Source organism: Tepidimonas sp. (assembly GCF_029335975.1).
Taxonomy (GTDB): Bacteria; Pseudomonadota; Gammaproteobacteria; order Burkholderiales; family Burkholderiaceae_C; genus Tepidimonas.
Genome location: NZ_JARJMT020000057.1, coordinates 1 through 10,923, shown reverse-complemented (window position 1 = coordinate 10,923; position 10,923 = coordinate 1). Strand labels below are relative to the sequence as shown.

Annotated in this window: 10 protein-coding genes and 1 pseudogene; 6 read left to right on the top strand and 5 right to left on the bottom strand. The window is 64.8% G+C overall.

The genetic code is table 11. From position 1 onward, the window contains the following. Together P3W97_RS03070 and P3W97_RS03065 are read right to left on the bottom strand one after the other, a co-directional pair. On the bottom strand, positions 1–838 hold an 838-nt coding region (locus P3W97_RS03070; protein WP_300843673.1), incomplete at its 3' end, for a fumarate hydratase. Positions 839–905: 67 nt separating this feature from the next. After that, the gene (locus P3W97_RS03065) at positions 906–1,496 is read right to left on the bottom strand and encodes a TIGR00645 family protein (protein WP_300843671.1); all 591 of its coding nucleotides are present in this window, start codon (positions 1,494–1,496) and stop codon (positions 906–908) included. A gap of 159 nt (positions 1,497–1,655) precedes the next feature. Between P3W97_RS03065 and acs the strand changes: the two genes are divergently transcribed. Beyond that, the gene (gene acs, locus P3W97_RS03060) at positions 1,656–3,650 is read left to right on the top strand and encodes an acetate--CoA ligase (RefSeq protein ID WP_300843670.1); all 1,995 of its coding nucleotides are present in this window, start codon (positions 1,656–1,658) and stop codon (positions 3,648–3,650) included. 99 nt (positions 3,651–3,749) lie between these two features. On the opposite strand, the gene P3W97_RS03055 is transcribed toward acs, so the two are convergent. Further along, positions 3,750–4,055: a c-type cytochrome gene (locus P3W97_RS03055; RefSeq protein ID WP_300843669.1), complete on the bottom strand. Its 306-nt coding sequence runs from the start codon at positions 4,053–4,055 to the stop codon at positions 3,750–3,752. Positions 4,056–4,175: 120 nt separating this feature from the next. On the opposite strand from P3W97_RS03055, the gene P3W97_RS03050 reads away from it, so the two are divergent. Together P3W97_RS03050 and ilvD are read left to right on the top strand one after the other, a co-directional pair. Continuing rightward, positions 4,176–4,355, top strand: coding sequence for a hypothetical protein (locus P3W97_RS03050; RefSeq protein WP_300843667.1), 180 nt, complete (start codon positions 4,176–4,178; stop codon positions 4,353–4,355). 19 nt (positions 4,356–4,374) lie between these two features. Next, positions 4,375–6,237, top strand: coding sequence for a dihydroxy-acid dehydratase (gene ilvD, locus P3W97_RS03045; RefSeq protein WP_300843666.1), 1,863 nt, complete (start codon positions 4,375–4,377; stop codon positions 6,235–6,237). 8 nt (positions 6,238–6,245) lie between these two features. Here ilvD and P3W97_RS03040 read toward each other — a convergent pair whose 3' ends face one another. Next, positions 6,246–6,482 carry a hypothetical protein gene (locus P3W97_RS03040; protein WP_300843664.1) on the bottom strand — a complete coding sequence of 79 codons (237 nt, stop codon included), beginning with the start codon at positions 6,480–6,482 and terminating at the stop codon, positions 6,246–6,248. A gap of 94 nt (positions 6,483–6,576) precedes the next feature. Here P3W97_RS03040 and lgt point away from each other — a divergent pair, with 94 nt between their 5' ends. Together lgt and P3W97_RS03030 are read left to right on the top strand one after the other, a co-directional pair. After that, the gene (gene lgt, locus P3W97_RS03035) at positions 6,577–7,377 is read left to right on the top strand and encodes a prolipoprotein diacylglyceryl transferase (RefSeq protein ID WP_300843662.1); all 801 of its coding nucleotides are present in this window, start codon (positions 6,577–6,579) and stop codon (positions 7,375–7,377) included. 11 nt (positions 7,378–7,388) lie between these two features. Beyond that, the gene (locus tag P3W97_RS03030; RefSeq protein ID WP_300843660.1) at positions 7,389–8,945 is read left to right on the top strand and encodes a malonyl-CoA synthase; all 1,557 of its coding nucleotides are present in this window, start codon (positions 7,389–7,391) and stop codon (positions 8,943–8,945) included. Positions 8,946–8,961: 16 nt separating this feature from the next. Here the strand turns inward: P3W97_RS03030 and P3W97_RS03025 are convergent. Then, positions 8,962–9,455 (bottom strand): annotated as a pseudogene (locus tag P3W97_RS03025) (universal stress protein). 88 nt (positions 9,456–9,543) lie between these two features. Between P3W97_RS03025 and P3W97_RS03020 the strand changes: the two are divergent. Next, the coding region (locus P3W97_RS03020) for a cation-translocating P-type ATPase (protein WP_300843658.1) at positions 9,544–10,923 on the top strand (1,380 nt) is incomplete at its 3' end.

The window sequence follows — 10,923 nt, the reverse complement described above, 5'->3', positions numbered from 1 at the left end:
TGGGGATCATCGCCACCGGCAGGCTGGCTGCATGCGTGGGGTAGTCCAGGATCTTGACGTCCACCACGGTCGTCAGCCCCCCCAAGCCTTGCGCGCCGATGCCCAGCGCATTGACCTTCTCGTACAGCTCCAGCCGCAGCGATTCCACGCGGGTGAGCGCAGCGCCAGCCCGTTTCTTGTCGATCAGTTCGTGGATGTTCACCGGCGCCATCAGGGCTTCTTTAGCCAGCAGCATGGCCTTCTCAGGCGTGCCGCCGATGCCGATGCCCAAAATACCCGGCGGGCACCATCCCGCACCCATGGTCGGCACCGTCTTGAGGACCCAATCGACGATGGAGTCCGACGGATTGAGCATGGCCAACTTGGACTTGTTCTCCGAGCCGCCACCCTTGGCCGCGCAGATGACCTCGATGCCGTCGCCGGGCACGATCTCGTCGTGCACCACGGCAGGGGTGTTATCCCGGGTATTTTTGCGCGCGCCGGCCGGGTCGGCCAGCACCGAGGCACGCAGCGGATTGTCGGGATTGAGGTAAGCGCGGCGCACGCCCTCGTTGACCATCTCCTGCACGCTCATGGTGGCGTCGGGCCAGGTCACGTTCATGCCCACCTTCAGGAACACGACCGCGATGCCGGTGTCCTGGCAGATCGGGCGGTGGCCTTCGGCGCTCAGGCGGCTGTTGGTCAGGATCTGGGCGATGGCGTCCTTGGCGGCCGGGCTTTGCTCGCGCTCGTAGGCTTTGCCCAGCGCCTGGATGTAGTCCAGCGGATGGTAGAAGCTGATGTACTGGAAGGCGTCGGCGATGGACTGGATCAGATCTTCCTGGCGGATGGCGGTCATGAGGGATTTCCTTGGGGACACAACGGCACTGGGCCGTCCCGTGCGGCACGGCGAGACAGCGTGGGCGTCAGTGGTCGTCGTCGCCCGGGTGGTGGATCAGCCGCTCGGTCAACGCGATGGCCAGCGCGCTGAGCAGGAATACGACGTGGATCAGCGTCTGCCACAGCAACACCTTGTCGGTGTAGTTGCCGGCATTGATGAAAGTCTTGAGCAGGTGGATCGAGCTGATGCCGATGATGGCCGTGGCCAGCTTGACCTTGAGCACCCCGGCGTTCACATGGTTGAGCCACTCCGGCTGGTCCGGGTGGCCTTCCAGCCGCAGGCGGCTCACGAAGGTCTCGTACCCGCCGACGATGACCATGATCAGCAGGTTGCTGATCATCACCACGTCGATCAGGGCCAGCACCACCAGCATGATGATGGTTTCGTTCAGGCCGTCGAGCTTGGCCGAGGCATCGTAGCCAATGCTCGTGACCAGTTTGGCCAGCGCGACCTCGTTGCCGAATGCCGCCTCGATCAGGTGCACCAATTCCACCCAAAAGTGGTAGACATACACCGCTTGCGCCACGATCAGGCCGATGTACAGCGGCAACTGGAGCCAGCGGCTCGCGAAGATCAATTTCGGCAGCGGTGGAATTGGCTTGTTGAGCTGGGTCATGAAGTGCACGGCAACGGTTCCGATGCGCCAATTGTAGTGGCGAGGTCGGCCGCCAAGGCGAGCCGCGTCGGCCGTTGCGTAAGGGCCTCGTCAGAGACCCGCTGCACAGTTCGTGGCCAATGTTGTTCCCATTCCAAACGTCCTGAGGAGACCCTCGACATGGCTGAATCGTCCTCTGCCATCACTTCGATGCTGGTAGAAAACCGCGTTTTCGATCCCCATCCGTCGCTGGCGGCCCAGGCGCGCGTGTCCGGCATGGATGCTTACCGGGCCCTGTGTGCCGAGGCCGAGGCCGATTTCGAAGGGTTTTGGGCGCGGCGTGCGCGGGAACTGCTGCACTGGCACAAGCCCTTCACACAGGTGCTGGACGAATCCCACAAACCCTTTTATCGCTGGTTTGCCGATGGCGAGTTGAATGCCTCGTACAACTGCTTGGACCGGCACATGGGCACGCCGGTGGAGCACAAGACGGCGATCATTTTCGAGGCTGACGATGGCCAGGTCACACGCGTGACCTATCGCGAGCTGCTGCAGCGCGTGGCACGCATGGCCAATGCCCTCAAGAGCCTGGGCGTGCAAAGAGGCGACCGCGTCGTCATCTACATGCCCATGACCATCGAGGGCGTGGTGGCGATGCAAGCCTGCGCGCGCATCGGCGCCACGCACAGCGTGGTGTTCGGAGGCTTTTCGGCCAAGGCGCTGCAGGAGCGCATCCAAGACGCCGGCGCTGTGGCCGTCATCACCGCCAACTTTCAGATGCGCGGCGGCAAGGAATTGCCCTTGAAGGCCATCGTCGACGAAGCATTGGCGCAGGGCGGCTGCGAAAGCGTGCGCCACGTCATCGTCTGGCAGCGCACCGCCACCGCCTGCAGCATGGCCCCGGGCCGCGATGTGTGGATGCACGACGTCGTGGCAGGTCAAAGCGATGACTGTCCGCCGGAGATCGTGGGCGCAGAGCACCCCCTGTTCGTGCTCTACACCTCGGGCTCCACGGGCAAGCCCAAGGGCGTGCAACACGCCACGGGCGGCTACCTGCTGTGGGCCAAACAAACCATGCTGTGGACCTTCGACCTGAAGGACAGCGACGTCTTTTGGTGCACCGCCGACATAGGCTGGATCACGGGCCACACCTATGTCGCCTACGGGCCACTGGCCGCCGGCGCCACGCAGATCGTGTTCGAAGGAGTGCCGACCTACCCGAACGCGGGGCGCTTCTGGCAGATGATCGAGCGCCACAAGGCCACCATCTTCTATACCGCGCCCACGGCGATCCGCTCGCTCATCAAGGCCAGCGACACCGATGAGAAGGTCCATCCGCGCAATTGGAACTTGTCCACGCTGCGCATCCTGGGATCGGTCGGCGAGCCCATCAATCCCGAAGCTTGGATGTGGTACTACAAGCACGTCGGCGCCGAGCGCTGCCCGATCGTGGATACCTTCTGGCAGACCGAGACGGGTGGCCACGCGATCACGCCGCTGCCTGGGGCCACCCCGCTGGTGCCGGGTTCGTGCACGCTGCCGCTGCCGGGGATCTTCGCTGCCATCGTGGACGAGCAGGGCAACGACATGCCCAACGGACAGGGCGGCATCCTGGTGATCAAAAAGCCGTGGCCGTCGATGATCCGCACCATTTGGGGAGATCCGGAGCGTTTCAAGAAAAGCTACTTCCCCGAGGAGCTCAAGGGCTATTACCTGGCCGGCGACGGTGCGATTCGCTCGGAGGATCGCGGCTATTTCCGCATCACCGGTCGCATCGACGATGTGCTCAACGTCAGTGGCCACCGCATGGGAACGATGGAAATCGAATCCGCTTTGGTGGCCAAAACCGATCTGGTGGCCGAAGCAGCGGTGGTTGGCCGCCCGGACGATCTGACCGGTGAGGCCATTGTTGCTTTCGTCGTACTCAAGCGACCGCTGCCTCAGGGTGACGAGGCCAAACAGCTCGCCAATGAGCTGCGCAATTGGGTGGCCAAGGAGATCGGCCCGATCGCCAAGCCCAAAGATATCCGCTTTGGCGAAAATCTGCCCAAAACCCGCTCGGGCAAAATCATGCGCCGTTTGCTGCGCGCCATTGCCAAGGGAGAAGCGATTACGCAAGATATCTCGACCTTGGAAAATCCGCACATCCTGGAGCAGCTGACCAAGACCAACTGAGCGCGCCCCATACGCGAAAAAGCCTCGCAATGAGCGAGGCTTTTTTCGCAGCCAGCGAGCTGCCGTGGATCGGCTGGCATGACCAGACGAATCCGCGCGTCACTTCAAGCTCAACACCCAGCCTGCCAGCTTTTTGGCCTCTGCTTCATTGACTTGCGGGTTGGCCGGCATCGGGATGGCGCCCCAGACGCCGGAGCCCCCCTTTTGAATCTTGCTGGCCAACATGTCGGCGGCCTTGGCATCGCCGGCGTATTTTTTGGCGATATCCTTGTACGAAGGGCCGACGAGTTTCTTGTCGATGGCGTGACACGCCATGCAGTTTTTGGCTTTGGCCAAGGCTTCGTCGGCCAGGGCGGGCGCGGAGAGGGTGGCGGTCGCGGCCAGGATGAGCAGAGCGCGTTTCATGGTGTCTTTCCTTTTGAAAGTTGAGGAAGGAGCGGCGGGTGAACGCATTCTAGCGGGATGCGCCTCGGGCGCAATTCGGCCTTACAGCTTGTTGCAATCGATACGATACGCCTGTGGCCGATGCCTGGGATTGCACAGGGCTTGCGCCACTCGAGTTTCGGGATCGCGGCCATGGGCTTTTTCGCGCTGGGCGTGGTCTGGTTGACGCTCAACTGGGCGGCCATCAGCCTGGCGGCGGCGCTGGCACAATGGCGTCGTAGACCCAAGCGGCGGTTGCCCGTGCAGCCGCTATTCCCCTGATCCCATCCCGCTTCGAACCATGCCCACCTACCGCTCCCGCACCACCACGCACGGCCGCAACATGGCTGGCGCGCGCGCCCTGTGGCGCGCCACCGGCATGAAGGACGGCGACTTCGACAAGCCCATCATCGCCGTGGCCAACAGCTTCACGCAATTCGTCCCCGGTCACGTGCACCTGAAGGACATGGGCCAGCTCGTCTGCCGTGAAATCGAGGCCGCCGGCGGCGTTGCCAAGGAATTCAACACCATTGCGGTCGACGACGGCATTGCGATGGGTCACGACGGCATGCTGTACTCGCTGCCCAGCCGCGAACTGATCGCCGACAGTGTCGAGTACATGGTCAATGCGCACTGCGCCGATGCGCTGGTGTGCATCTCCAACTGCGACAAGATCACGCCGGGGATGTTGATGGCCGCGATGCGCTTGAATATCCCCACGGTGTTCGTCTCCGGTGGGCCGATGGAGGCCGGCAAGGTGCGCCTGGCGGTGCCCGGCGAGCAGACGGCGCAGATCAAGAAGCTCGACCTGGTCGACGCCATGGTGATGGCCGCCGACACCCAGGTGGACGACGCCGCCGTGGCCGAGGTGGAGCGCTCGGCCTGCCCGACTTGCGGCTCATGCTCGGGCATGTTCACCGCCAACTCGATGAACTGCCTGACCGAAGCGCTGGGCTTGTCGTTGCCGGGCAACGGCACCGTGCTGGCCACGCACGCCGATCGCGAGCAACTGTTTCGACGCGCCGGACGCCTGATCGTCGAGCTGGCGCGCCGCCACTACGAGCAGGGCGACGACACGGTGCTGCCACGCTCGATTGCCGCTTTCGAGGCGTTTGAGAATGCAATGTCGCTCGACATTGCGATGGGCGGCTCGACCAACACCATCTTGCACCTGCTGGCTGTGGCGCAGGAAGCCGGTGTGCCATTTACGATGAGTGACATCGATCGTTTGTCGCGCCGCGTGCCGACGCTGTGCAAGGTGGCGCCCAATACGAATAAGTACCACATTGAAGATGTGCACCGCGCCGGCGGCATCATGGCGATTCTTGGCGAGCTCGCCCGCGGCGGTCTGCTGCACACCCATGTGCGCACGGTGCACAGCGCTACACTGGCCGACGCGCTGTCGCAGTGGGATGTCATGGTTAGCCCGTCCGAGGAAGTGCGCACCTTCTACCGCGCCGGCCCGGGCGGTATCCCGACCCAACAACCATTCAGCCAGGCCACGCGCTGGCCAATGTTGGATCTGGACCGCCGCGAGGGCTGCATCCGTTCGGTGGAACACGCCTACTCGCGCGACGGCGGATTGGCGGTGCTCAAGGGCAACCTTGCGCCGGACGGCTGCGTCGTCAAGACCGCCGGGGTGGACGAGAGCATTCTTGTCTTCGAGGGCGCGGCGCACGTGGTCGAGTCGCAAGAGGAGGCGGTCGAGCACATCCTGGGCGAGCGGGTACGGCCCGGCGAGGTGGTGGTGGTGCGCTACGAGGGCCCGCGCGGCGGCCCGGGCATGCAGGAGATGCTCTACCCGACTTCGTACCTGAAGTCCAAGGGGCTGGGCAAGGCTTGCGCACTGCTGACGGATGGGCGCTTTTCCGGCGGTACGTCGGGGCTGTCGATCGGCCACGTCTCGCCGGAGGCGGCGGCTGGCGGGCCGATCGGTCTGGTGCGCAACGGTGACCGCATCCGCGTCGATATCCCCAACCGCCGCATCGACGTGCTGGTGGACGAGGCCGAACTCGCGCGCCGTCGCGTCGAGCAGGACCGCCTGGGCTGGAAGCCGGCGCGCCCACGGCCGCGCAAGGTGTCGGCAGCACTGCGGGCCTACGCCCTGCTGGCCACCTCGGCCGACCGCGGCGCGGTGCGGGATGTGTCCCGCCTAGACCGCTGATCGGCTGTTCAGCCTTGTGCGCGTCTGCGTGTCCAGGCGGCACGCAGCGCGACGGACAAAACCATGACCTCTTCCTGCGTCAAATCCGGGAAGCGTTCCCGCACCCGCACCGGAACCTGGTGCAAGAGGGCGTGCCCGGCAATGCCCTGGCTGGGGTCCAGCAGCGACTGGCACAGCTCGAACGCTTCTTCGAAGACCGCCCGCACCCTGTGGTGGCGGCGTTGATCATCGCTGCGGATTTCCATGGTGCCCCTCCTTCATCCAGGCGCATGCTTTGCTGTCACGAAACCGTCAACATCATAATCGGCCGCCGTCGGCTCCATCGCGTACCATCGGCGCATGTTGATGCATCCCCAATTCGACCCGGTGGCCGTCCGCTTCGGGCCGCTGGCCGTGCACTGGTACGGCCTGATGTATTTGGCTGGCTTTGCCATGTTCGTTTGGCTGGGGCGACGGCGTTTGCGGCACGAGCCTTACCGATCGCTGGGCTGGCAGCCGCGCGATGTGGAGGACATCCTGTTTTGGGGTGTGCTGGGCGTGATCTTGGGCGGGCGCCTGGGCTATGTGCTTTTTTACAAGCCGCTGGCCTATTTGGCCGAGCCCTGGCGCATATTCGCCGTCTGGGAAGGAGGCATGAGCTTCCATGGCGGTCTGCTGGGTGTGCTGCTGGCGATGGCGTGGTGGGCCCACCGCGTGCAGCGCCCCTGGTTGCAGGTTACGGACTTCATCGCACCCTGTGTGCCCGTAGGGCTGGCGCTGGGCCGCATCGGCAATTTCATCAACGGCGAGCTGTGGGGCCGGCCGGCGCCGCCCGATCTGCCTTGGGCCATGGTGTTTCCGGCAGCGGGGCCGCTGCCGCGCCACCCGTCGCAGCTCTACCAGTTTGCGCTGGAGGGGGTGCTGCTGTTCGTGCTGTTGTGGGCGTTTGCGCGCCAGCCCCGCCGTGTGGGCGAGGTCTCGGCCGCTTTCTTGACGGGCTACGGCGTGATGCGCTTTGCTGCCGAATACTTCCGTGAACCCGATGCCCACTTGGGCTTGTTGTCGCTGGGCTTGAGCATGGGCCAATGGCTGAGCCTTCCGATGCTGCTGGCGGGGGCGGCTCTGTGGATGTGGTCCCGTTGCAAGCCCGCTGCTGCCTGATGGCCGAGACGATGGATACCGCACCCGTGACCAATCTCTACGCCGCGCTGCGCGCGGGTTTTCCCGTCGATCTGGATACCCCTGCCATCGAAACCGACGAGGGCCTCGTCTACACCTGGCGCGATTTGGATCGCGGCAGCGCGATGATCGCCAATCTCCTCGGGGGGCTGGATCTGCCGCCCGCCTCCCGCGTGGTCGTGCAGGTAGACAAATCGGTCGAGGCTCTGATGCTCTACCTGGGCACTCTGCGCGCCGGTCATGTCTATGTGCCGCTCAACACCGCCTATCCGGCGGCCGAGGTCGAATACTTCATCGACGATGCCGAGCCTGCGGTCGTCGTCTGCGCGCCACAGCGCTTTGGCTGGGTCAGCGCCCTGGCTTTTCGGCGCGGTGCGCGCGCAGTCTTCACGTTGGGGCCTGATCGCAGTGGCACGCTGCTGGACCGCGCAGCGCATCAGCTCGACCAGCAGGCCCCCGTGGCGGTGGGATCGCAGGCATTGGCCTCCATCATCTACACCAGTGGCACCACGGGGCGCAGCAAGGGGGCTATGCTCACTCACGGCAACCTGCTTGCCAATGCCGAGGTGCTGCGCCGCTACTGGGACTGGCGAGCGGACGACGTGCTCATCCATGTGCTGCCCATCTTTCATGTCCACGGGTTGTTCGTCGCGGTGCATGGCGCGCTGCTCAATGGCAGCCCCATGCTGTGGGCGGCCAAGTTCGACCCCCGCACGGTGCTGACCTGGCTGCCGCGCGCCACCGTCTTCATGGGGGTGCCTACGCTCTACACCCGGCTGCTGGCCGAGGCGGATCTCACCGCCGAGCGTTGCGCGCACATGCGGCTGTTCATCAGCGGCTCGGCCCCGTTGCTGATCGAGACCTTTCGTGCGTGGCAGCAGCGCACCGGCCACACCATTCTGGAGCGCTATGGCATGAGCGAGACGATCATGCTCACCTCCAACCCCTGCACGCCCGACCCCCGCTATGGAGGGCAGGCCGAGCGGCGTGGTGGCACCGTGGGTTTTCCGTTGCCTGGGGTGGCGCTGCGCATCGTTGGCGATGGCGACCAACCGTTGCCTACTGGTGAAGTGGGTGGTGTGCAGGTGCGCAGCCCCAGCGTGTTTCAGGGTTACTGGCGCCTGCCCGACAAGACCCGCGCCGAGTTCACCGCTGACGGGTGGTTTCGCACGGGCGATGTCGGTTTCCTCGACGAGCGCGGTTACCTGACACTGGTCGGCCGCAGCAAAGATCTCATCATCAGTGGGGGCTACAACGTCTATCCAGCGGAGGTGGAGGGCGCGATCAACGAACTGCCTGGCGTGGCCGAGAGCGCCGTCGTCGGCGTGCCGCACCCCGACTTTGGCGAAGTCGGCGTGGCCCTCGTGATCGCGCAACCTGGCCATCTGGTCGATCCGGACGCCGTGCTGTCTGCGCTGCGCACACGGCTGGCCAACTACAAAGTCCCCAAGCGCTGCGTGTTGGTGGACGAACTGCCGCGCAATGCCATGGGTAAGGTGCAGAAAAACATTCTGCGCGAACGCTACCGCGATCGCTTCGCAGCCTGCTGAGGCAGTGACGGTCGTTTCAGCGCAGCACCAGCACCGGGATATAGGAACGCGTCAACACCTGCCGCGTCTTGCTGCCCAGAAGCAGCCATTGGATCCCTTGCCGCCCGTGCGACGCCATCACGATCAGGTCGCATTGGTGGCGCTTGGCCGAGGCGATGATGGCCTCGACGATCAGGTCGGACTTGACCGTGAGGGGTTTGACCTTCACTTGCCGCACCTGGCCAGCGTCTTGATCGCGTTGACCGTCTGGCGCGCCTCGTACGCTCATTGCCTTTCGATGGTCTGCGCCTCGGATGTACCGAGGGCAATCCCTCCCTCGAAATAAGTCTGCGGACCGCGCGGGGTGATCCGCAGCGCGGCGAGCTCGGCCCCCGTCAGATCAGCCAGGACGATGGCGTGCTCGACGGCACGGTCAGACAGCTTGGAGCCGTCGGTGGTGATCTGGATGCGCTGGTGCGTGCGAAGACTCCCCTCGGCGAGATTTCGCCGGACGGCAAATTCAACCCGCACACACTCCCCATTCGGTATAACAGCGGTCCTGACGCGGGTTTTGATTTTGGTCAAAATTACATGCCGAACGATCGGGTAACGTTCAACAATGAGACAAACCGCCCCGTCACTGCAAGCGGCTGCGGGTTCTTTCGAGCCGGCAGCGGGCGACCGTGCGACGCTCCCCGGGGTGTGGGCCGGTCACCGTGGGCCGTTGGAAGTGCATGATGATTTCAGCGTGCTCGACGATCCGCTAGAGCAGCGCGACTTCACCGAGATGCACGAGGAAGATGGTCGCGCCGTCTGCGAATCAACGCTGGTGGTGCAGGGCATGTACTGCGCCGCTTGTGCCGACACGGTGGAGGCCACGCTGGCTGACTTGGGCGGTGTGCTGGAGGCGCAGGTGCACGCCGCGACGCGGCGTCTGACGCTGCGATGGGATCCTGCGCGCGCCCGCCTGTCGGAGTTGGCCGCTGCGGTGGGTCGTGTCGGCTATCGCCTGCTGCCGATGCAGCAGGCGTTCGCGGCGAGCGAGCGCACCCGCGAGACGCGACGTGCCCTGTGGCGTTTGTTCGTCGCGGGCTTTTGCATGATGCAGGTGATGATGTACACCTGGCCGGAGTATGTCACTGCACCGGGCCAGATTCCAGCGGACCTGCTGCAACTGTTGCGCTGGGCATCATGGGTGCTGAGCCTGCCGGTATTGCTGTTTGCCAGCGGGCCGTTTTTCGGCAGTGCCTGGCGCGACCTGCGCCAAGGCCGTATTGGCATGGACGTGCCGGTTTCGCTGGGCATCCTCATCACCTTTATCGTCAGCACGCTGGCCACCTTCGATCCCGCCGGACCGTGGGGGCATGACATCTGGTACGACTCGCTCACCATGTTCGTGTTCTTCCTGCTCGGTGGTCGTTATCTGGAGCACAAGCTGCGCGACCGAACGGCCGGTGCGCTCGATGCGCTGATGAACCGTCTGCCGGAAGTGGTGCAGCGCGAGCGCGCCGACGGCACATGGGAGGCGGTCTCGGTCAAACGCTTGCAGGCCGGAGACGTCGTGCATGTGCAAGCCGGTCAGGCGTTTCCGGGCGATGGCGAGGTGCTGTCCGAGGCTGCCACCGTGGACGAGTCGTTACTGACTGGGGAGTCGCATCCGGTGACGCGGCGTCGCGGCGAGGCGGTGGTGGCCGGCAGCCACAATTTGGGCGGCATGGTGCGGGTGCGCTTGCAGCGCGTCGGACGCGAGACGCGTTTTGCGCAGATCGTGGCGCTCATGGAGCAGGCCAGTACCGACAAGCCGCGTTTGGCGCGGCTGGCGGATCGCCTTGCTGCGCCGTTCTTGGTCGCGGTGCTGCTGGCAGCGGGGTTGGCGGCGCTGTATTGGTGGCAGTTCGATCCGAGCCGAGCGTTGGCCGTGGCTGTGGCGGTGCTGATCGTTACCTGTCCATGCGCGCTGTCTCTGGCCACGCCGGCGGCCATGCTGGCTGCGGCAGGC